Below are 21,343 nucleotides of genomic sequence, written 5' to 3'. Positions count from 1 at the left end.
GTCAAAGCTTCCCGGTGAGCTCCGGCACGATCTTGAACAGGTCGCCGACGAGGCCGAGGTCGGCGACCTGGAAGATCGGCGCGTCCTCGTCCTTGTTGATGGCGACGATGGTCTTGGAATCCTTCATGCCGGCGAGGTGCTGGATGGCGCCGGAGATGCCGATGGCGATGTAGAGTTCGGGCGCGACGATCTTGCCGGTCTGGCCGACCTGATAGTCGTTGGGCGCGTAACCCGCATCGACCGCGGCGCGCGAGGCGCCCACCCCGGCGCCGAGCTTGTCGGCGAGCGGGTCGAGCAGTGCGTGGAACTGGTCGGAGGACCCGAACGCCCGTCCGCCCGAGACGATGATCCTGGCGCTGGTGAGCTCCGGCCGCTCGCTCTCGGCGATTTCGGCGCCGACGAAGCTCGACAGGCCCGCATCGGCCGGACCGCTCACCGCCTCGACGGTGGCGGAGCCGCCTTCGCTCGCCGCATTGTCGAAGGCGGTGCCGCGCACGGTGATCACCTTCTTCGCATCGGACGACTTGACGGTGGCGATCGCGTTGCCGGCGTAGATGGGGCGGGTGAACGTATCCTCGCTCTCGACCGAGAGGATGTCGGAAATCTGCATGACGTCGAGCTTGGCGGCGACGCGCGGCGCGATGTTCTTGCCCGTGGTGGTCGCGGGCGCCAGGAAGGCGTCGTGATCGTCCATCAGCTTGGCGATCAGCGGCGCGACGTTTTCCGCGAGACCGTGCGCGTAGGCGGCATCATCCGCGACATGGACCTTGCCCACGCCGGCGATCTTGGCGGCCTGTTCGGCGACGCCGCCGACATCCTGGCCGGCGACCAGCAGATGGACCTCGCCCAGCTTGGACGCGGCGGTGACGGCGGCCAGGGTGGCGTCCTTCAGCTCGCCGCCTTCATGTTCGACCCAGACGAGCGTCTTCATGCCAAAGCTCCCGTTTCCTTGATCTTCGCGATCAGCTCGTCGACCGAGCCGACCTTGATCCCCGCCTGCCGCTTGGGCGGCTCCGTCACCTTTACCGTCGTCAGGCGCGGCGAAATGTCGACGCCGTAATCTTCGGGCGTCTTTTGCGCGAGCGGCTTGGACTTGGCCTTCATGATGTTGGGGAGCGAGGCATAGCGCGGCTCGTTGAGGCGCAGGTCCGTGGTGACGATGGCGGGGAGCTTCAGCTTTACCGTTTCAAGGCCGCCGTCGACTTCGCGGGTGACTTTGGCGCTCTCGCCGTCAACTTCGACCTTGGAGGCGAAGGTGCCCTGCGCCCAGCCGAGCAGGGCGGCGAGCATCTGGCCGGTCTGGTTCGAATCGTCGTCGATCGCCTGCTTACCCATGATGACCATGCCTGGCTGTTCTTCCTCGGCGATCTTCTGGAGCAGCTTGGCGACGGCAAGCGGCTCGACCTCCTGATCGGTGGTGACGAGGATCGCCCGGTCGGCGCCCATGGCGAGCGCGGTGCGGAGCGTCTCCTGCGCCTTGGCCGGGCCGATCGAGACCGCGACGATCTCGGTCGCCACGCCCTTTTCCTTCAGGCGAATGGCTTCCTCGACGGCGATCTCGTCGAACGGGTTCATGCTCATCTTGACGTTGGCGAGGTCGACGCCCGAGCCGTCGGCCTTCACCCGCGGCTTCACGTTGAAATCGATGACCCGCTTCACGGGGACCAGCAGCTTCATCGATGTCCCTCCGTCACGTCGATCCGGTCCACCAGCGGCAAGCGTGAAAGTGCGGGCAGGCCGGGCACATAGAGCGAACTCTCCGCCTGCCAATCCACCCGGTCCTCGCGCCGGGCGATCAGCCAAGTGCCGTCGATCCGGCGGAAGCGGTCCACATAGACGCCGGCATGGTCGGCGCCGATGTCGGAATAGTTGATGAAATAGGTTCGCGCTGTGGCCTCGTCTGGGCCAGCCGAAACGATCCGGCTGGTGGTGAGGTGATGGCGCATGAAGCTGGGGCGCCTCGGGCCGAAGAAGCTGAGATCCTCCCGCTTCATTGCCGCGAGAATGCCGGCACGCCCACGGGCCCACCAGAGGGGCGTCACATATTCTGCGTCCTCGGCGAAGACGGTGATGAATTCGTCGAACTTGGCCCGGTCGCCGGTGTCAGTGTAGCGGAGGATAAGCTCTTCGATTTCAATCCGGTCGGCGAGACGGTCCATCGCGTCAAGCCCTCTGCGTCTTCTGCGCGTCCGTCGCGGCCCGGGAACTGTGCTTAATCGCCGCCCAATCCGCGTCGTCCAATGCGAGTAGGGAGGTGAAGGTGGCACCGGTAGCGATAAACGCACCACCGTCGATTGCGACCGTCTGGCCAGTGAGGAAGTCGACGCCGTCCGCCATCAGGAAGGCGCCGAGATTGCCCATCTCCTCCAGCTCGCCGATCCGACCCATTGGGTTGTTTGCACCGTTCCAGCCGCGTTCCGTCAGCGGATCGAGTCGCGTCGCGCTGCCTTCGGTCCGGAAGACGCCCGAGGCCACCGCGTTAAGGCGAATGCCGTAGCGCGCCCATTCGATCGCAAGCGATTTCGTCATATTCTCTAGCCCGGCCTTGGCCATTGTTGCTGGCACCGCGAACGGATCACCGCCCCAGACGCCAGCATCGACCACAGAAACCACGTTGGCCTTAATGCCTTCTCTGATCCAGCGTCGGCCGCAGGCGGTGGTGACGTAAAAGGGCCCGCGAAACTGGATGTCGGTGAGGGCATGGAAGCCGTTCACCGATACGTCCTCGGTGCGGGCGATGAAGTTCCCGGCGGCGCTATTGACGAGGCCGGTCAGCGGCCCGCCATCATCCCATATCATTTCGATAAGCGCCTCGACCTGATCTGGATGGCGGACATCGACGACGAGACCCGTAACCTCCGCCCCGGTCGCCTCTGCCATTTGCCGCGCGCTTTCCTCGATCATCGATCGGCGGCGACTGGCGATGTAGACCCGCGCGCCGAGTTGGGCGAACCGCGTCGCCATTGCATTGCCAATCCCCGTGCCGCCGCCAGTCACCAGGATGCGCTTGTTCTGGAGCAGGTCTACCCTGAACATTTCGTTCCTCCGCGACTGAAACGCTTGCCGATGCTCGGCATGACGTAATACAACGTATTATTCACTTAATATCTATTCAGCTCCGATGATGTCTGTCAAGCAGACGGGAGAATGGCATGAACGGGAACGCGGTGATGAAGGCGGGCTGGGTCGGCGTCGGCAATATGGGGCGGCCGATGATCGAGAAGATTATCGACGCGGGTCACGACCTGACCCTTTATGACACGGATCCGGGCGCCTACGATCGGCTGGACGATCGCCTCTTCACTCGGGTGGAGAGCCCGCGAGCCGTGGCCGACGCCTGCAAGATCGTCTTCTTCTGCCTGCCCAGCCTCCTTGCGATCCGGACAGCAGTGATGGGGCCGGACGGCATCCTCTCGGGAAGCCGTGTGGAAATCGTCGCCAACAGCTCAACGAGCGGGACTGCGGTGGTCGATGAGATCGTCGCGGCAGGGGCAGAAAGGCGTGTCCGAATGGTCGATTGTCCAATCAGCGGCGGTCCGGAAGCGGCGCGCAAGGCTGCGCTCTCCGTTATGATCTCCGGCACGCCGGCGGACATCGAACGACTGCGACCACTGTTGGACACCTTCGCTGGTAAGATTACGGTGGCGGGCGAGAAGCCGGGCGCAGCGCAGGTGCTCAAGTTGGTCAACAACCTCATCATCCTCAATTCCTATGTCGGGACGCTCGAGGCTGTTGTCATGGGCGCCAAGGCCGGGTTGGATGTCGATATGATGCTTGGTGCGATCAACGCCGGAATGCTCGCGCCGAACGGCACGACCCGCTCCTGGCTGCCGGACTACATCCTCAAGGACCGGGAGTTTGGCGGCAAGCTCGGCATGATGGTGAAGGATATCGACGCCGCGCTCGCCGAGGGGCGCCACTTAGGTGTGCCCATGCCGTTATCGGAGCTGACCGGCGGCCTCGCGCGCGAGGCAGTTGCGGCCGGGCTGGGCGAACGGGACATTATCGCTTTCGTTGAGACGATCGAACAAGCGGCAGATTTCCGCCTCCCGCGCGCGGGACAGGCCTAACGGCCCTCAAGGCCCAGCATCCGTGTGGTACCGCAGGCGCGACGAGAATCGGCATATGGACGGTAGGCATCCGATCCCAGGAAGGCTCTGGCGTCGGCCAGCGTCGGGAATTCGAGGATCGCGGTGATGAACGACGGCGGACGATCCCCCTCCAGTAGTTCGGCGCGGGTAGTGCGGACCAGATAGCGCCCGCCATAGGCCTTCAGCATGGTCGGCACGTCTCGCGTATAGGACTCGACCCAGGATGGGTCATCATAGTCCAGCTCGACGATCAGATAGCCGGTCATTGCCGCGCCCCTTGCATGATAAAAAAGAGTTGTAGCTTACCATAATTGATAGAACCACTACCAGGGAGGACGGCGTGATGAACGTGACGCTGCAGGAGAAGGCCAGGGCCGTAAAGGAGGCGTTCGTGCGCCAGCGCGGGGAATGGGCGCCGATCTACGACCTGCTTCTGGAGGAGGATCCCGCCTTTCTGGAGACCATCATGGCCTTTCAAGCCGGAGTGGTCGAGGCGAATGCGCTTGATACCAAAACGCGTGAACTCGTCGGCATTGCCGTCAATGTCTGTGCGCCGCACCTCTATGCCCGCAGCGCCACTTCGCACATCCGGGGCGCGCTGGCGGCCGGGGCGACGACGGCGGAGATCGTCGGCGTCCTGAAGGTGGTGTCCCAGATCGGGCTGCAGAGCTTCGCCGAAGCGCTTCCGATGCTGGAGCAGGCGCTCGTGGAGCGAGCCGGCACCGCCTCCGCCTAGCAAGCGAGGCTTGGTGCGCCGCCGTTCACCGCGAGGCACTGGCCGGTAACAAAGCCGGACAGGTCCGAAGCGAAAAAAAGCACCGCCTTGGCGATGTCGTCCGCTTGGCCCAGCCGGCGAAGCGGCGTCGCTTCCGCTTGGTCGGGCGTGCCGATCCCGCGTGCGGCGGCGAGAGCAGCGATGCGCGCGGTCATAACGATGCCGGGTGCGACGGTGTTCACGCGTATGCCGTCATGGCCGACCTCCGCCGCGAGCGAGCGGGCATAGTTGATCACGGCAGCCTTGAATGCCCCGTAATGCGCAAGCGCACCACGGGCTTGACTCTCATAGCCGGCGGTCGAGGCGATGTTGACGATCGCGCCGCCTTTCGACTGACGCATGTACGGCACTGCGGCGCGGCAGCAATAAGCCATGGAGCCGTAATTGGCGGCGAAGATCTTCTCGATGTCGGTGTCACTCGCCGCCGAGCCCCAGCCGCTGTCATGCGGAACGATCGCTCCACCCGCGCAGTTGACGAGAATATCGATTCGGCCGAGCGCGACGGCCGATTTTGCGAGGAACGCGTCGCAGTTCACGCTGATCCCCAGATCCCCGGCAAAACTGGTGGCGCGGCGGCCAAGGTCGCGGATTTCTTCCTCGACTGACGCCGCACTCAATTGCTCACCAAATTCCGCGGCACCGCTCAGATCGAGATCGGCGATGGCGACGTCTGCCCCAGCTTCGGCAAGCCGCAGTGCGATTGCCCGGCCGATGCCACGCGCCGCACCGGTCACGAGCGCCGCCTTGCCACTGAGGTCAATGGCAATCACAGTGTAGACCTGTGGCGGCCGCCGTCGACGGTAATCCACTCTCCGGTGCAATAGCCGGCGAGGTCCGAGCATAGATAGGCGATCATCGAGCCGAGCTCGTCCGGTGTGCCGGAACGGCCGGCTGGGATGAAGGTCGTTTCCGCCAGCCAGGCGTCGAGACCGTTGCGGGGGCGCCCCAGCTCGATCATTAACTGCTCCATGGCCTTGGTGTTGCACCAGCCGGGACCAACGGAATTGAACGTGATACCCTCGGCGGAAAACTCGTCGGAGAGGGACTTGAGCAGGCCCATAATAGATGGCGCCATGGTGTTCATCACGACATGCGGGATGTCGTGCACCGCCTCCTTCGCGGCGGTGCTCCCGACATGGACGAAACGCCCCCAGCGTCGCTCTCGCATATCGGGCAGAAGTGCCCGCGCAAGCCAGACGACGTGCATAGTCAGGCTTGTGAAGGCCTCTTGGAACGCCTCCGGGCGATGATCGAAGAAGCGCCCGAGCCGGCGTGAGCGAGTCTGCGAGATGCAGATTTCTGCCGCGCCTAGACGCGATTTGACCTCCGCAGCCGCGGCATTCACCCCTGCCTCGGTGGCGAGGTCGGCTGATATGCCGATCGCGTCACCTTCGAGGGCGGTGACCGCACGCTCGATGGCGAGCGGCTCGCGGGCGACGATCGCGACCTTGCAGCCTTCCGCCGCGAGAAAGCGCGCGACGGCGAAGCCTATGCCCTTGCTCCCGCCCGAGACGAAGGCGACCTTTCCCCTTAGGCCCAGATCCACCTGTCAGGCCGCGGCCTGCTGGCTCATTTCTACGGCGATATCTCGCAGCGACGATTTGAGCACCTTGCCAAGCGGGCCGCGCGGCAGAGTTTCGACGATCGCGATCTTGCGCGGGATTTTATAATCGGCGAGCTTGCCGTCGCAAAAGGAGCGCACAGCCTCGGCCGTCGTTGTCTCGCCGGACCGAAGCAGCAGGAAGGCTAGGATATCTTCGCCCAGCTTCGGGTGCGGCACTCCGACGACAGCGGCCTCCGCAACGGCCGGGTGCTGTGAGAGGACTTGCTCTACCTCCAGAGAAGCGATGTTGTGACCTCCGCGGATCACCATGTCCTTCTTGCGATCGACAACGGCGAGATAGCCATCCTCGTCGATCACGCCGATGTCACCCGTATGATGCCATCCCCCCTTCAACGCCTCAGCGCTCAGGTCGGGATCGCCATAATAGCCGCTCATGATGCAGGGACCGCGCGTGCAAATCTCGCCGCGCTCGCCGGTTGGGACGGTATTGTCGTCATCGTCGACGCACTTGACTTCGACCAAGGCCCAAGGCGTCCCGACGGAGGTCGGCCGCCGCAGGATCTCGGGCTTGTTGATCAGCGTGCCGGCCGGGCCAGTCTCGGTCGGCGCGAACATATTCCTGAGGTCGATGCCCGGGAATCCCTCGTCCAGCCGGCGGATTACCTCGGCCGTGGTCGGAGAGCCGCCGAACATGAAGGCAGTGATATTAGAGACGTCGATCGGTCGCTCCGCGGCCCGGTCGAGCAGAAAGATGTAGAAAGCCGAGGTGCCAACGTAGCGAGTAGTCCGCTCACGCTCCATACGCTCGACGACTGCGTCGATCTCCAGCGCCGGGTCGAACACAATCGTGCAGCCCGCCCAGAGTGCGCAGGTGAAGGCACGCACGCCGCCCGAAGTGAAGAGAGGCATGAAGGTCTGCAACACGTCGTCGCGATCGAGCAGGAAGGCGCCGGTCATCGAATAGGAAGAGTGGACAGCTGAGCTGTGGGTGTGGATCGCGCCCTTGGGATTGGCGGTGGTGCCCGAGGTGAACAGGATCTCGGCCATGTCCTCCGGTTTCAGACTCGATTCAATAGATCGCTCCACCGGCGTCCTGGCGTTCAGTCCATACCAGTCGAGACAGTCCGCGACCGGCTCAGGGCCGACCGTGATCAGCATTTCGAGCGTTGGCATCCGTTTCCGCGCCGCCGCGACGGTTGCGCCGAGTGCGGCGGCGACGATCAGCACGCGGAGGCCGGCCTTGTTGGTCACATAGACCACTTCTTCCAGCGCGAAGCGCGCGTTGACCGGCACGAACACGCCGCCCAATTGATGGACGCCCATGATCGCCTGGCCGAATTCGATGACGGCATCGTTGCCGAGCATGATGCCTACCCGGTCGCCGGTGCCGATGTCATTGGCAGCGAGAATCGAGGCGAACTTGCGGCTCCCCCATTCGAGTTGTGCATAAGTGATCCGGGTCTCGAGCCCCCGCGCCGACATACCCGCGAGAGCGACCCTGTTGGGCGCCTCGGCGACGCGCTGTGCCAGCATCTTCGACAGCGTCATGCCCACGACTTCGGGGGGCGATACCATGCCACTCTCCACGATCCTATCCTTCCGATCCTCTTGGCCGCCTTCCAGCGGTGATGCCCGGTAGACAACAACGCTAGCGAATAGTAAGTTTCAGTCCCATATGCAACGCCTCACCCATCAAGGTCATGTGGCGGAGCGGACCGGCCCATGCGAGACCGGCTTCGACAGCCAAAGGAGGCGAATGTGTTTCTGACTGCCCATGACGAGAGCTTCAACCATCAGACCAGCCTGCCGCATATGATGGTGTCGAACAGCGATCCAAACTGGCGGGAACGCTACTGGTTCAGCATTCAAGACGTCGAGCGGCAGGACTTCATCCTTTCCGGTGGCCTCGGCAAGTATCCGAACAAGGACGTGCTCGAAGGCTGCGTCATGGTGCAGCATGGGGACCGGCAATGGAACCTGCGCGTTTCGCGAGCGCTGCTGCCGGAGCCGGGGAAGATGAGGGTCGGCCCGCTATCTGTGGAGATTCTCGAGCCGTTCCGAATCCTTCGCTTTCAGCTCGATCACAACGAGTCGGGTCTCGCTTTTGATCTCACTTGGACGTCGGATTGGCCGCCCTTCCTGGAAGAGCGTCATTTCGAGGTGAGCCGTGCGCGTGTCACTCACGATATCATCCGCTATATCCAGCTTGGGCGGTGGGAAGGGGAGGTCCACGTCGCCGATCAGCACTTTGCGTTCACGCCATCGACAGGGTGGGGCGAGCGCGATCATAGTTGGGGGATCCGGCCCATGGCGAGCACGCCCGGCGATCCGCCAATCGCGTCACCGGAATGGAATTTCCTCTGCTTTTGCCCGATGCAGTTCGAAACTCTTGCGCTGCACCTCTACATATTTGAGTCGCAGGCGGGCAGGCCGACGCACCTTACGGCAACTCTGCACGACAAGGCCGGTGAATATGACGGCGACCCGATCATCGGCGTTGATCACGACCTGGAGTGGGACTATTCCAGTTCAGTGCGCACACTGACAGGTGGCCGGCTCACGCTGCATTTCCAATCACACCGTCGGCTCGAAATTGATCTCCGGACCCTGCCGCCTCGCGTTTATCTTCAGGGCGGCGGATACGGCGTCGATCAGGGCAATTGGAAGGGCGAATATCACCAGGAGCATGAGGTCTGGGATCTAGCCGATCCCAGCCGGCTCAAGAGCTATATCAAGGGCACGAGCGACCATATGTTCCAAGCGACATGTCGGGGAGAGATCGGCTACGGCATCATGGAGTATCTGGTTCGCTCGGGCTATGAGAAATACCGGCGTCCGCCGCACGCGAGTTGAGCATGGAAGGCGATGTCGCCGCGTTGCGCGCCGGGCTGGCCGCGCTTGCACATCATGAAATGCCTGAGGCGACCGATGTCGGGATCAACTCTCTCGAACGCGTTGGCAGCGGCAACTCTTCGGAGAATTGGTTCTTCCAAGCATGCTGGCGGCGTGGCGGCCGCGAAGAGCGGCACGAGCTTGTGCTCCGGCGCACGCCGAACAGCGAGATTGTACGTAATAGTCGCATCGACGAGTTTCTGTTGCTCAAGGCGCTGGACGATACGGGCCTGCCCGTGCCGCGCGTTTTCTGGATCGATCGCGACGGACGATGGCTGGGACGCCCGGCGGTGGTTCTTGCCCGTTGTCCCGGCCGTGACGATCGATCGCTGCTTCTGCCTCAGGGCAAGGCCGGACTGCACGAAAGCCAAAGGGTCGCGATCGCCGCCGAAATGGTCAATCTTCTCGCTGCCATCCACAGCCTCGATGTTCGCACGCTAGAGCTGCCGTCGTCGATCCGGCGCGAGCAAGGGCATCCGGCGCGTATCGAACTCGACAGGCAGGAGCGCGCAGCACTGGACGACGAGATCGCACCTTGCATCGAGTTGCGGGCGGCCGCCTGGTGGCTTCGCGACAACCTACCCAGCCGTTCGCCGCGGGAGGTGCTCGTCCACGGCGACTTTCGCCCTGCCAACCTTCTCGTCGAAGACGGGCGGGTGACCGCGCTGCTCGACTGGGAGTTCGCTCATGTTGGTGATCCGGCGGAGGATCTCGGCTGGTACTTGGCGCCGCGCTACAGCAGAGAGCATTTCATACGCGACCGATTTGAACGCTCGGATTTCATAGCGGCCTATCAGCGCGCGATCGGTGCGATCTTGGATCCTGCCGCGATTCGCTGGTGGTCGATCTTTGCGCAGTACAAGCTGTGCGCGATGGTGCTCGCATCCATCAGAGCATTCATTGATGGGGATGCTCAGCGCATCGCGCTCTGGCCAAAAGCCATGCTGGACGACCTGCTGCGCGCGATCGACCTGGAGGCGAGCGGGGGGCTATGAAGCCAAGTCCGAATGAGATTATTGCCGGCGTTCGAAACCTGCTGCGAAAAGAGATCGCTCCGGTAGCCGACTCAGAGCAGGCGGCTCTTACCTTACGCAGGATCATGGTCGTATTGCGCGAGACTGATTGGGACGAAGCGGCTTTCCATCTGTTGCGCGAGAATGCCGTGTTTCAGGAATTGGGACGCAAGATCATCACCCGATATCGCGGCGACAAGGTTTGTGATGTGGCTGCGCTCGAAGAGCTCGTCCAAAATCCCGTCCTGGTCGATCGCTTCTCTGCAGCGACGGCGATGAACGTGGCCTATCGACAGCGGTTCGCCGAGTTAATGAGATCCGACCCGGGCCGGTCAGAGTTGCGCGAGATGATCGTCGCGGCGCTGGCAAATTTCGAGCCCGCTATGCGGCCATGAGGAACCCGCCGCCCGACAGGCAGCAATATGCCGGTAACGAGAGAGGGTGCGTACGAGGCGCACTGCGGGGCCACCGATCTCCAACGGATTTCCTGTCGTCCAAGCGCGACGCGCATTAAAAGCCGTCGTTGCATCGACGAACCAGCCATCGTTTCGAGATTTGTTTCTGTGTCTAATGCGCTCGATAGGATGCGGCCCGATTATGCGGTGATCGACACGCTTGCCTTTGAGTCCGCCCGTCAGAGCGCGTTCGTGCCGGTCTTGGCAATCAGATAGGTAATTTCGCTCTTCAACCCTGTTCGGTAGCTACCGAGACGATATTGATGATCCGGTCGTCCGAGGTGTTCGGCCATGAGAGTCGCGCAAAAGAGGGCGACGGCCGCGAGGATAGGGTGGGAGTTCCTTCAGCTCGGCAGCATCGACAGCGGCCGGCTGAAACGAAATGTGCGCGTCATTGCCAGCTAAGACAGCAGCAGCTGAGCCGCGCTCGCAGATATGTTGCGTTGCTCTTGCAGAAAAATAGATAATAAGCATACAATGCGCTGGCGGTGTAGTCTGTGCGAACATAGGAGTCCTGACCTACACCCATGCCCCGGGCTGCCGGGCCGAATTCAAGAGGAGATCCCGTGATGGTTGTGTGCGAGCGACAGGTCCAGACCGTGGTCGGCTTCACCCACCCGGCGGTCACCGCCGCGGTCCACTACGGCCAGAACAGCTTCAAGAGTGAGCTTGAATATGACGAACGGGAGATCGCCGTTACCGATGCCCGCAGTCTTGCTGCGCGGCCGAGCCTCGACGATTATGGCTTCATGCTGACCGGCCACGAAACGGCCGTGTCGGACTTCACCGATCCCGCGCAGATCGAAACCATTTACCGGCAGGAAATGTGCGATCTTGTCCAGGGCATCACTGGCGCGGAAAAGGTGATCGTCTTCCACACGCAGCTCCGGGACAATAGCCCGAGCGCGCATACCGACATCCGCCGGCCGGCCGCTGTGCCCCATATCGATTATAATGAGGATACTTTCCGGCTTCGCGCCCGCGAGGAGATGGGCGAGGAGGCCGAGCAGTGGCTGTGCCGCCGCTTTGCCGCGTATAATGTCTGGCGAGGGGTTCGGCCGGTCCGGGAGATGCCGCTAGCGGTTGCCGACGCGCGCACGGTCCGCGAAGATGATTTTCGTAAGACGATCATCCACGAAAAGCCAGGTGAGCCGACCCCCTATGTCGGCATGCCGCTGACCTTCAATCCGGACCAGCGCTGGTATTTCTTCCCGGACATGCAGCCGAACGAAGCCCTGCTTTTCAAGCAATGCGACAGTGATCACGATCGCATCCAGTGGACTCCGCACGTTGCGATCGACGTTCCCAGCAAGGCCGATCCGACGCCGCGGGTGAGCTTCGAGGTGCGCACGCTCGCCTTTTTCTAGGGATGCCTTCCTTTACAAATTCGCTAGCATACTTTATGCAATAGGCTTACATAGTTTAGCCTGCGAAAGCCGGCGCGAAAGGGGCGTTGCGGGTTCTCGAGCGAGGAAGGTGCTATGAGCGTGCTGCAGGTCGAGGCGATCAACACCAAAGTCGGCTTCGCCGACCCCGAGCGGGATTTCGGCGTCTCCTACGGACAGAACCGCTACACGGGTGAAATTCATCTCGATACGGTCGATCTACAGATCCGCAACGCGCGTCTCGCACCGGAGGAGGACGTCGCGACGCGCGGCTTCACGCTGATGAAGCACGAGACGAAGGTCACCGATTTCCGTGATCGGGCGCAAGTCGACGCGATCTACGATCAGGAGGTTCACGATCTTATCAAGGAGATGACGGGCGCTAAGAAGGTGATCGTCTTCCACAACCAACTGCGCGACAACAGCCCGACTGCGGGCAAGGATATCCGTAAGCCCGCCTTTTTTGCCCATATCGATTATACCGAGGATACGTTCAAAATCCGGGCGCGCGAATTACTCGGTGACGAGGCCGATCATTGGCTGGGCCATCGCATGGCCGCCTACAATATCTGGCGCGGTGTAAAGCCGGTCGAGGAGAAGCCACTCGCGATCTGTGATGCTCGGACCGTAAAGCACACGGATTTCGTGGAGACTCCAATCATAGAGAAGCCAGGCGAGCCGACCCCCTATGTAGGCATGCCTCTAGCCTATAATCCCGCCCAGCGCTGGTATTATTATCCGAACATGCAACCGGATGAAGTCCTCGTTTTCAAGCAATGCGATACCGATCACAGTGGCATCCGCTGGAGTCCCCACGTCGCAATCGACGATCCGTATACCGCCAATGCGCAGCCCCGAGTCAGCTTCGAAGCTCGGGCGCTTGCCTTTTTCTAGCACAGGGCGCGATTGCTGTTAGCGGAGATCGGGGGCAGTGGCGCCAATTCGATCCCTCCTAATGCCCGGCTCTTGAGCGCCAATCTGATGCTCCATCCCGACGCACTCCGCGAGAGAGCGGCCGCAACACCCGACAAGGCCGCCGTTCGGGTCGCCAACACGGATCGTGTCACCACATATGCGGAGCTAGACGCGCGCGCCGACCGGGTGGCGAAGCTGTTTCAGTCGCGCGGCGTTGCGGAAGGAAGCACGGTAGCGCTGTTGCTCGAGAACGAGCCTGCCGTGCTCGACATATGGTGGGGCGCGCGACGGGCTGGGCTCTACTACGTTCCGCTGAGCAGCCGGCTTCATCCGGACGAGCTCGATCATATCGTCCGCGACAGCGGCGCGAACACTCTGATCGCCAGTACCAGCCTTGTGGATCGGGTCGGGACTGGGCGCACTCTGGTCCTCGATGATGAGTTCGATGCTCTCCTGCGGGAGATGGAAGAAAGGACACTGGAGCCGCGAAGCCGTGTCGGGCGCGAGCTGATCTATTCGTCTGGCACGACCGGCCAGCCCAAGGGCGTGAAACGCGAGTTGGCGTTCACGTCGGATGTGCTGGCCCTGCCTGCGCTGGAGCAGCGGATCCGCACCTTGTTCGAATTCGACGCGGAGACAATCTATTTGTCGGTTTCGCCGCTCTATCACGCGACCGGCCGCTTCGCCATGCGGATTACCGAGATGGGCGGGACCGTAGTCATTCTACCGAAATTCGACCCTGCCGCCGCCCTCGCGGCGATAGAAGCCCATCGGGTGACTCATTCGCAGTGGGTGCCCACCATGTTTAGCCGCCTGCTTGCCCTACCTAAGGAAGTACGAGCGCGGCATGATCTTTCCAGCCACCAAGTTGCTCTGCATGCGGCCGCGCCTTGCCCCGAAGCAGTGAAGCGGGCGATGATCGCTTGGTGGGGGCCTATTGTGCATGAATATTATGGCGGGACTGAGAATGCCGGCGTTACCTTCATCCGCGCGGACGAATGGCTGGCCCGGCCCGGCTCCGTTGGACGCCCGATCTGGGGCGACATCCACATCCTTGCAGAGGACGGCAGCGAGCGGGAGCTGCCGACTGGCGAAATCGGCCTGATCTATTTCGCTGGCGGCGTACCCTTCACCTATCTGCACGATGATGGCCCGAGCGTGAGTGGTGAGGGCTATACCACCTATGGAGATATCGGCCATGTCGACGAGGGCGGTTATCTTTTCGTCAGCGACCGGCGTAGCGACCTGATCATCAGCGGAGGCGTCAATATCTACCCGAAAGAAGTCGAGCTCGTCCTTGATGCCCATCCGGCGATCCGCGAGAGCGCAGTGATCGGCGTGCCCGATCCGGAATATGGACAGCGCGTCCACGCCGTCGTCTGCAGCGACGCGACGCCGGAAGGGCTGGAGCCGGCGCTGCTTTCTTATTGCCGGGAACGGCTTTCCGGTTTCAAATGTCCGCGCGGGATCAGCATCGTCGACGAGCTTCCGCGCAACGAGACCGGAAAGCTGCTGAAGCGAGTGTTGCGCGAGCGCTTCGGCAGCTAGGCCAGAGTCGCTCGACCGCGATCGAGTACCACTTGGTCTCGCTCCATCGCGATGCTGCGGAAGTTGAGGCCCTCGGGCTCCTCGAAAAATTCAAAACGCAAGGTTTCGCCGGGGAAGACCGGGCTAGTGAAGCGATTGAACATCCCCCTCAGCCGCGCCGGATCGTTATCACAATAAGTCGCGAGAATCGCGCGGCAGGCGATACCCATCGTGCAGAGGCCATGGAGAATCGGCTGGTCGAAGCCGGCCTTGCGCGCCACTTCTGGATCGGCGTGCAGCGGATTATAGTCGCCGTTCAGCCGATAGAGTAGAGCCGCTCCTGGCCTCGTCCGAATCTCCATCGTTAGGTCAGCAGCCCGCCGTGGCAATGGCGCTGCGACCGCACTTCCTTCACCGAAGCTGCCCTCACCACCATTGCCGCGGAGCATCAGCGTGTAGCGGATCGACGCAATAGGCTCTTCTGTTTCAGCATCGACCAATTCCTTCATCTGGTGTAGCAGCGCGCCCCGCTCGGGACCCTTGTCCTCGACACCGGTAACGCGGAAGCGCGCCCGAACCTTGCCTGTGTCGGCGAGCGGCCGGTGCATCTCGAACGCCTGTTCGGCGTGGAGCAGTCGGACTGCGTCCACGCCATAGATGGGATCGCTCAGCCAGAATTTGTTCTGAGCCAACACCATGCACATGGCTGGAACTGCCTTTAGCTCATGCTCATAGACGAAGGGCAGCTCACGGCTGTCGAGCGGATCCTCGCCATAGCCGAGGCCAAGCGCGTAAAGCATCGTGTCACGCTGCGAATAGGCCTGCTCCACGATCGGATTCCAGCCGCAGATTGCGTCCAGGTCCATGCATCCCCTTTCCCCATGCCCGTCTTGATTCCCATATGCTTCACTGACATAAGATATGCAACCGAACTATTTTAACGATCGAGCCTTGATGCTCGGCGCTCCGGAGGAAATCTATGGATTTCGGGTTCAGCGACAGCCATCTCGCCATTGTCGAGGGTGTAAAGAAAGTCTGCGAACGGTTCGATGATGCCTATTGGTCCGAATGCGACCAGACGCCTCGCTTTCCCAATGAGTTCCACCAGGCGATGGCCGAGGGCGGCTGGCTTGGAATCACCATGCCGGAGGCGGTGGGCGGTGCCGGGCTCGGCGTGACTGAGGCCGCATTAATGATGCACACGGTGACGTCTTCAGGCGGCGGCTTTTCGGCTGCCTCGGCGATCCATATCAATTTGTTCGGTCCACATGCCGTGGTCGTGCACGGCACGCCGGAGCAGAAACAGCGCTGGCTGAAGCCGCTTGTGGCCGGCGAGCAGAAGGCCTGTTTCGGTGTCACCGAACCTGATGCCGGGTTGGATACGACCAGTATCAAGACCTTCGCGCGCAAGGTCGACGGCGGTTATATCGTCAAAGGGCGCAAAATGTGGACTTCGACCGCGCAGGAGGCCGACAAGATCCTGCTGCTTGCCCGCACGACGCCCAAAGATGAATGCGCCAAGCCGACCCATGGCATGTCGATCTTCTACACTGATCTTGACCGCTCCAAGGTCGAGGTCCGTCGCATCGCCAAACTTGGCCGCAATGCGGTCGACTCGAATGCCGTCTTCATCGACGACCTGTTTGTGCCCGACGAGGATCTGGTCGGCGAGGAGGGCAGGGGCTTCAAATATATACTCGACAGCCTCAATCCCGAGCGGATCCTTGTTGCGATCGAAGCGGTCGGGCTTGGGCAGGACGCCTTGGGCCGGGCTGCCCAATATGCCAAGGAGCGCAAGGTGTTCGGCCGTCCCATCGGCCAGAACCAGGGCATCCAGCATCCGCTGGCTGAAAATTTCGCGCAGCTTGAGGCCGCTTATTGGCAATGCATCCTTGCCGCTTGGCAATATGATGCCGGGCGGCCCTGCGGCACGGCCGCTAACGTCGCCAAGTTCCTCTCGGCCCGCGCCGCCTTCGACAGCTGCACGCGCGCGGTGCTAACCCATGGTGGCATGGGTTACGCCCGCGAATATCAGGTCGAGCGTCTTTTTCGCGAGTCGATCCTGACCCGCATAGCGCCGATCACCGAGCAGCTGATCCTTTCCTTCATTGCCGAGAAGGAGCTGGGGTTGCCCAAATCCTATTGAGGTTCCGACGCATCGATCTTGAGTGACGGAGATGTTCAGTGCCCGTCGCGGGGCACGCGTGCCCCGCTGCGGCCGACCAGGAAGTCGAGGTCGGCACCTGTGTCGGCCTGCATGACGGTTTCGACGTAAAGCTTTACAAAGCCCCGGTCCGCAGCGGGGACGGGCGGCATCCAGGCAGCGCGGCGGGCGTCCAGCTCCTTTGCGTCGACATGGAGGTGGAGGCCGCGTCCCGGGACGTCGAGGCCGATGCGGTCGCCGTCCCGCACCAGGGCAAGGGGGCCGCCGGCTGTGGCTTCGGGCGCGACATGCATGACCACGGTGCCGTAGGCTGTGCCCGACATGCGCGCGTCCGAGATGCGAACCATGTCGCGCACGCCTTGCGCGAGCAGCTTCCTGGGAATCGGGATGTTGGCGACCTCGGCCATCCCCGGATAACCCTTGGGCCCGCAATTGCGCAGGACCAGCACCGTATCCGGTGTGACGTCGAGGTCCGGGTCGTCAATCCGGGCCTTCAGGTCCTCGATCGTGTCAAACACTATGGCCGGCCCTTCATGCGTCATCAGCTCGGCCGACGCGCAGGCCGCTTTTATGATCGCCCCATCGGGAGCGAGGTTACCGCGCAGCACGACAATTCCGGCCTCGGCCATGAACGGCGTTTCGATCGGACGGATCACGTCGGGATTCCAATTTGGAGCGTCGGCGCAATTGGCCGCGACACTGCGACCGTTGACGCTGGCCGCGTCGCCGTCGAACAGGCCTGCTTCGCTGAGTGCCCGGATCACTGCGGGCAGACCGCCGGCCTCGAAGAAATCCTCCATCAAATAGGCGCCGGCAGGACGGAGGTTGAGGATGCAGGGGAGGGCGGCGCCCAGGGCGTCGAAATCGGAAAGGTCGAGGGCGATGCCGGCGCGGCCGGCAATCGCGAGCAGATGCACGACGGCATTGCTGGATCCGCCGATAGCGGAATTGACCCTGATCGCGTTCTCGAACGAGGCCCGGCTCAGCACCTTGGACATCGTCACATTCTCGCCCACCATTTCGACCATGCGGCGGCCGGACTGGCGGGCGAGGAGGGCGCGGCGGGCGTCGACGGCCGGAATGGCGGCATTGCCAGGCAGGCTCAGTCCCAGCGCCTCGACCATCGAGGCCATGGTGGAGGCCGTGCCCATTACCATGCAATGACCCTGCGAGCGATGCATGCATGCTTCAGCCTCGTGGAACTCGTCGAGCGTGATGTTCCCGGCGCGAAGCTCCTCGCTCATCTCGAACATGGCGGTGCCCGAGCCGATCTTGGTGCCGCGATAGATTCCGCGCAACATCGGCCCGCCTGAGACGCCGATTGTCGGCAGGTCAACGCTGGCTGCGCCCATCAACAAGGCCGGCGTGGTCTTATCGCACCCCATCAGCAGCACAACTCCGTCGAGGGGATTGGCCCGGATTGATTCCTCCACATCCATTGAGACCAGGTTACGGTAGAGCATCGCCGTTGGGCGCATGATCGACTCGCCGAGCGACATGACGGGAAATTCGAGCGGGAAGCCGCCAGCCTCCAATATCCCCCAGCGGACGTGGTCCGCGAGCGTGCGGAAATGGCTATTGCACGGCGTGAGCTCGGACCACGTGTTGCAGATGCCGATCACCGGCTTGCCGTCAAACATGTCCTGGGGGAAACCGCGATTCTTGAGCCAGGATCGGTAGAGGAAACCGTTCTTGTCCTGGCGCCCGAACCATGCCTCGCTGCGCAGTTTCCGGCTCACATCCGTCTCCTTCCTAATAGTAAGCAGGTATACGGAATCAGGGCGCAAGCGCAAGACGTCCGACACGGTTGCATATAGTCCGTCAGCTTACTATATGATCCCAAGGGGAAGAGCGCGACGCCGTTACGGTAAAGGTGCCGCATCGATAGGTGAGCGAGTGACATCCAACTTCGGCATTCTGTCCTGCGGGGCCTACGTCCCGCGGCTCCGCATCGACCGGGCGATCATCGCCGCGGCGCATGGTTGGATGGCGCCGGGCCTAAAGGGCGCGGCCAGGGGCAGCCGCGCCTTCCGCAGTTGGGACGAGGATGCCGTCACCATGGCAGTGGAGGCGGCGCGGGACTGTCTGCGCGGCGTCGACGCCGGGTCGTTTGCCGCGCTCCATGTCGCCTCGACCAGCTTCCCTTATGCCGACCTGCAGAACGGAGCGATCGTCGGCGACGCGCTCCGCTTGCCGGCCGCGATCCGGGCAACGGACTTGTCGGGCTCGCAGCGGGCCGGCACGTCGGCGTTGCTCCAGGCCTTCCGCGCCGGCGATCCCGCCCTCGTCGTCGCTTCAGATGCGCCGATCGGGAAGCCCGGCAGCGTCCGTGAGCTGAGCTACGGCGCCGGCGCCGCAGCCTTCGCGTTCGGCAACGGTCCGCTCGCCGCCCGCCTGCTCGGCGCGAGTTCGCGGACCGTCGGCTTCGTCGATCATTTCCGAGCCGCCGGCGAAAGATACGATTATTTCTGGGAAGATCGCTGGATCCGCGACGAGGGCTATCTGAAGTTGGTGCCAGAGGCGATCGCTGCGGCTCTCCAGGAGGCCGGGCTCGAACCGCGCGACGTCACCACGTTCGTCATGCCCTCCCTGCTGAAGGGCGTCGCGGCGGCAGTCGCGAAGAAGGCAGGGCTTGACGCCGCCTTCGCCTCAGACCTGGAGGACGGCTGCGGCTATGCCGGTGCCGCCCATGCGCCGCTGATGCTCGCCGCAGCGATCGAGCAGGCGAGGCCGGGGGATAGGCTGCTCGTCGTCGGCTTCGGCCAAGGCGTCGATGTGCTGGTCCTGGAAGTGGGCCATGCGGCGCGACCGGCAGAGCAGCGGGGCGTCGCGGGAGCGCTCGCCGAAGGGCTGGCGACCGACTCCTACCTGCGCATGCTCTCATTCTACGACGGCATCGATCTGGAATGGGGCATGCGCTCGGAACGGAGCAACAAGACCGCGCTGACCGAGCAGCACCGCTCTTCCAAGCAGAACGCCGGCTTCGTTGCCGCGAGCTGCACGGCCTGCGGGACGGTCCAGTTCCCGCGCCTCGAATATTGCGTGAACCCCTCCTGTGCCGCTCCCGCCACCCAGTTCGGCGATGTGCCGCTCGTCGATGTGCCGGCGAAGTTGCTCACCCACACGAGCGACTGGCTTTCTTTTCATCCTGCGCCGCCGCTCGATGTCGGCTTCGTCCAGTTCGACAACGGCGCGCGCCTTCTCATGGAGGTGGTCGACGTCGGCCCGGACGGGATCGATCCCGGCGCCGAACTGCGCATGGTGCTGCGCATCAAGGAACGGGACCGGCCGCGCGGCTACAATCGCTATTTCTGGAAATCTACGCCGGTCAGGGCGTGACGGGATCATCTTATGGCTAGTGGAATCAAGGACAAGGTCGCGATCATCGGCATGGGGTGCTCCAAATTCGGGGAACGCTGGGATGCCGGCGCGCCCGCGCTGATGCGCGAGGCATTCGACGAGGCGTTGGCCGATGCCGGTATCGAGCGGGGAGCGATCGAGGCAGCTTGGTTCGGTTGCTGCTTCGATGCGGTCAATGTCGGCAATTCGGCGATTCCAGCCTCCACCGCGCTCCGCCTAGACGGCATTCCCGTCACGCGCCTGGAGAATATGTGCGCGACGGGGACCGAGACGCTCCGCGCCGCCGCCTATGCGGTGGCGTCGGGCGCGGTCGATATCGCGCTGGCGATCGGGGCGGAGAAGCTCAAAGATACCGGCTATGGCGGTCTTCCTCAGCCTTTCAAGGGCACGTTCAACGACATGTGGCTGCCGATCAATTCCGCGCCTGCCGGCTTCGCTCAGCTCGCCGACGGCTATCGGACCAAATACGGCATAGGCAAGGACGACCTCAAGCGCGCCATGGCGCACGTATCGTGGAAGAGCCATCAGAACGGCGCCCTGAGCCCTAAGGCGCACCTTCAGAAGGAGGTGTCGATGGAGGCGATTCTCGGCGCGCCGATGATCGCCGATCCCCTCGGCCTCTATGATTGCTGCGGCGTTTCGGACGGCGCCGCCTGCGCGATCGTGACCACGCCGGAGATCGCACATATGCTGGGCAAGAAGGACCTCGTGACGATCAAGGCCATACAGCTCTCCATTTCCTCGGGCGTCGAATCGACGATGAGCGGGTGGGATGGTTCTTTCGTCCCGAATACGCGCAAGGCGGCAGGCCGGGCCTATGTCGAGGCGGGGATCGACGATCCGCGCAAGCAGCTCGACTTGATCGAGGTCCACGACTGCTTCTCCATCACCGAGCTGGTGACAATGGAGGATCTCTATCTGTCGAAGGACGGCGAGGCCGTGGCCGACATTCTGGACGGCTTCTATGATCGTGAGGGCGGCGGTGTGCCCTGCCAGGTCGACGGCGGGCTCAAATGCTTCGGCCACCCTATCGGCGCCTCGGGCCTGCGCATGACATATGAGGTCTACAATCAGCTGCTCGGCCGTGCCGGTGCGCGCCAGCTCGATGCGCCCTCGCTCGGGCTGACTCATAATCTCGGCGGCGTGCCTTTCCAGGGGATCGCCGCGGTCTCTGTCCTGGGTCTGAAATAAGAGGAGGAACG

Annotated in this window: 21 protein-coding genes; 11 read left to right on the top strand and 10 right to left on the bottom strand. The window is 62.9% G+C overall.

The window, feature by feature from the left end; translation table 11 throughout:
- Nucleotide 1: 1 nt before the first annotated feature.
- The 4 genes from VIR62_RS12430 to VIR62_RS12415 are packed head-to-tail and all read right to left on the bottom strand — an operon-like array spanning nucleotide 2 to nucleotide 3,036.
- Nucleotides 2-931 carry an electron transfer flavoprotein subunit alpha/FixB family protein gene (locus VIR62_RS12430; protein ID WP_431871723.1) on the bottom strand — a complete coding sequence of 310 codons (930 nt, stop codon included), beginning with the start codon at nucleotides 929-931 and terminating at the stop codon, nucleotides 2-4.
- Nucleotides 928-1,677 carry an electron transfer flavoprotein subunit beta/FixA family protein gene (locus VIR62_RS12425; RefSeq protein WP_431871721.1) on the bottom strand — a complete coding sequence of 250 codons (750 nt, stop codon included), beginning with the start codon at nucleotides 1,675-1,677 and terminating at the stop codon, nucleotides 928-930. The genes VIR62_RS12430 and VIR62_RS12425 overlap by 4 nt, the downstream gene beginning before the upstream one ends.
- Nucleotides 1,674-2,159: a nuclear transport factor 2 family protein gene (locus VIR62_RS12420; protein ID WP_431871720.1), complete on the bottom strand. Its 486-nt coding sequence runs from the start codon at nucleotides 2,157-2,159 to the stop codon at nucleotides 1,674-1,676. The genes VIR62_RS12425 and VIR62_RS12420 overlap by 4 nt, the downstream gene beginning before the upstream one ends.
- A 4-nt stretch (nucleotides 2,160-2,163) precedes the next feature.
- Nucleotides 2,164-3,036 carry an SDR family oxidoreductase gene (locus VIR62_RS12415; protein WP_431871718.1) on the bottom strand — a complete coding sequence of 291 codons (873 nt, stop codon included), beginning with the start codon at nucleotides 3,034-3,036 and terminating at the stop codon, nucleotides 2,164-2,166.
- Between the two features lie 116 nt (nucleotides 3,037-3,152).
- On the opposite strand from VIR62_RS12415, the gene VIR62_RS12410 reads away from it, so the two are divergent.
- Nucleotides 3,153-4,070 (top strand): NAD(P)-dependent oxidoreductase, encoded by a 918-nt coding sequence (locus VIR62_RS12410; protein ID WP_431871716.1) that lies wholly within the window; start codon nucleotides 3,153-3,155, stop codon nucleotides 4,068-4,070.
- Here the strand turns inward: VIR62_RS12410 and VIR62_RS12405 are convergent.
- Complete coding sequence (locus tag VIR62_RS12405) at nucleotides 4,067-4,357, bottom strand: DUF1330 domain-containing protein (RefSeq protein ID WP_431871714.1); 291 nt, start codon at nucleotides 4,355-4,357, stop codon at nucleotides 4,067-4,069. The genes VIR62_RS12410 and VIR62_RS12405 overlap by 4 nt on opposite strands.
- Nucleotides 4,358-4,434: 77 nt before the next feature.
- Here VIR62_RS12405 and VIR62_RS12400 point away from each other — a divergent pair, with 77 nt between their 5' ends.
- On the top strand, nucleotides 4,435-4,827 hold the full coding sequence (locus VIR62_RS12400; RefSeq protein WP_431871728.1) for a carboxymuconolactone decarboxylase family protein: 393 nt from the start codon (nucleotides 4,435-4,437) through the stop codon (nucleotides 4,825-4,827).
- On the opposite strand, the gene VIR62_RS12395 is transcribed toward VIR62_RS12400, so the two are convergent.
- The 3 genes from VIR62_RS12395 to VIR62_RS12385 are packed head-to-tail and all read right to left on the bottom strand — an operon-like array spanning nucleotide 4,824 to nucleotide 8,005.
- A complete protein-coding gene (locus VIR62_RS12395) occupies nucleotides 4,824-5,636 on the bottom strand; it encodes an SDR family NAD(P)-dependent oxidoreductase (RefSeq protein WP_431871712.1) in 813 nt (270 codons plus the stop codon). The two genes, VIR62_RS12400 and VIR62_RS12395, sit on opposite strands and share 4 nt — an antisense overlap.
- The gene (locus tag VIR62_RS12390; protein ID WP_431871710.1) at nucleotides 5,633-6,412 is read right to left on the bottom strand and encodes an SDR family oxidoreductase; all 780 of its coding nucleotides are present in this window, start codon (nucleotides 6,410-6,412) and stop codon (nucleotides 5,633-5,635) included. Before VIR62_RS12390 ends, VIR62_RS12395 begins: the two co-directional genes overlap by 4 nt.
- Before the next feature lie 3 nt (nucleotides 6,413-6,415).
- Nucleotides 6,416-8,005 (bottom strand): class I adenylate-forming enzyme family protein, encoded by a 1,590-nt coding sequence (locus VIR62_RS12385; RefSeq protein WP_431871708.1) that lies wholly within the window; start codon nucleotides 8,003-8,005, stop codon nucleotides 6,416-6,418.
- A gap of 183 nt (nucleotides 8,006-8,188) precedes the next feature.
- On the opposite strand from VIR62_RS12385, the gene VIR62_RS12380 reads away from it, so the two are divergent.
- The 6 genes from VIR62_RS12380 to VIR62_RS12355 all read left to right on the top strand — a co-directional run bounded on the left by VIR62_RS12380 (nucleotide 8,189) and on the right by VIR62_RS12355 (nucleotide 14,638).
- The gene (locus tag VIR62_RS12380; protein WP_431871706.1) at nucleotides 8,189-9,283 is read left to right on the top strand and encodes a hypothetical protein; all 1,095 of its coding nucleotides are present in this window, start codon (nucleotides 8,189-8,191) and stop codon (nucleotides 9,281-9,283) included.
- A 2-nt stretch (nucleotides 9,284-9,285) separates the two neighbouring features.
- Nucleotides 9,286-10,317, top strand: coding sequence for a phosphotransferase family protein (locus VIR62_RS12375; RefSeq protein WP_431871705.1), 1,032 nt, complete (start codon nucleotides 9,286-9,288; stop codon nucleotides 10,315-10,317).
- Nucleotides 10,314-10,730 (top strand): hypothetical protein, encoded by a 417-nt coding sequence (locus VIR62_RS12370; RefSeq protein ID WP_431871703.1) that lies wholly within the window; start codon nucleotides 10,314-10,316, stop codon nucleotides 10,728-10,730. Before VIR62_RS12375 ends, VIR62_RS12370 begins: the two co-directional genes overlap by 4 nt.
- Nucleotides 10,731-11,359: 629 nt before the next feature.
- Nucleotides 11,360-12,157 (top strand): CmcJ/NvfI family oxidoreductase, encoded by a 798-nt coding sequence (locus VIR62_RS12365; protein ID WP_431871726.1) that lies wholly within the window; start codon nucleotides 11,360-11,362, stop codon nucleotides 12,155-12,157.
- 114 nt (nucleotides 12,158-12,271) lie between these two features.
- The gene (locus tag VIR62_RS12360) at nucleotides 12,272-13,069 is read left to right on the top strand and encodes a CmcJ/NvfI family oxidoreductase (RefSeq protein WP_431871701.1); all 798 of its coding nucleotides are present in this window, start codon (nucleotides 12,272-12,274) and stop codon (nucleotides 13,067-13,069) included.
- 87 nt (nucleotides 13,070-13,156) lie between these two features.
- Nucleotides 13,157-14,638 carry an AMP-binding protein gene (locus tag VIR62_RS12355; RefSeq protein WP_431871699.1) on the top strand — a complete coding sequence of 494 codons (1,482 nt, stop codon included), beginning with the start codon at nucleotides 13,157-13,159 and terminating at the stop codon, nucleotides 14,636-14,638.
- Here the strand turns inward: VIR62_RS12355 and VIR62_RS12350 are convergent.
- Nucleotides 14,635-15,483 carry a MaoC/PaaZ C-terminal domain-containing protein gene (locus tag VIR62_RS12350; protein ID WP_431871698.1) on the bottom strand — a complete coding sequence of 283 codons (849 nt, stop codon included), beginning with the start codon at nucleotides 15,481-15,483 and terminating at the stop codon, nucleotides 14,635-14,637. The genes VIR62_RS12355 and VIR62_RS12350 overlap by 4 nt on opposite strands.
- 113 nt (nucleotides 15,484-15,596) lie before the next feature.
- On the opposite strand from VIR62_RS12350, the gene VIR62_RS12345 reads away from it, so the two are divergent.
- Complete coding sequence (locus tag VIR62_RS12345) at nucleotides 15,597-16,763, top strand: acyl-CoA dehydrogenase family protein (RefSeq protein ID WP_431871697.1); 1,167 nt, start codon at nucleotides 15,597-15,599, stop codon at nucleotides 16,761-16,763.
- Between the two features lie 35 nt (nucleotides 16,764-16,798).
- Here the strand turns inward: VIR62_RS12345 and VIR62_RS12340 are convergent, their stop codons facing one another.
- Entirely contained in the window at nucleotides 16,799-18,520 is a 1,722-nt protein-coding gene (locus VIR62_RS12340; RefSeq protein WP_431871695.1) for an IlvD/Edd family dehydratase, read from the bottom strand.
- A gap of 157 nt (nucleotides 18,521-18,677) precedes the next feature.
- Here VIR62_RS12340 and VIR62_RS12335 point away from each other — a divergent pair, with 157 nt between their 5' ends.
- Together VIR62_RS12335 and VIR62_RS12330 are read left to right on the top strand one after the other, a co-directional pair.
- A complete protein-coding gene (locus VIR62_RS12335; protein WP_431871694.1) occupies nucleotides 18,678-20,120 on the top strand; it encodes a 3-oxoacyl-[acyl-carrier-protein] synthase III C-terminal domain-containing protein in 1,443 nt (480 codons plus the stop codon).
- A gap of 12 nt (nucleotides 20,121-20,132) precedes the next feature.
- Nucleotides 20,133-21,332, top strand: a complete 1,200-nt coding sequence (locus tag VIR62_RS12330) for an acetyl-CoA acetyltransferase (protein WP_431871692.1) — start codon at nucleotides 20,133-20,135, stop codon at nucleotides 21,330-21,332.
- Nucleotides 21,333-21,343 lie beyond the last annotated feature (11 nt).

The sequence above is a fragment of the Allosphingosinicella sp. genome (genome assembly GCF_036570505.1).
Lineage (GTDB): Bacteria > Pseudomonadota > Alphaproteobacteria > Sphingomonadales > Sphingomonadaceae > Allosphingosinicella.
This window is presented reverse-complemented; position numbering and strand designations above follow the sequence as displayed.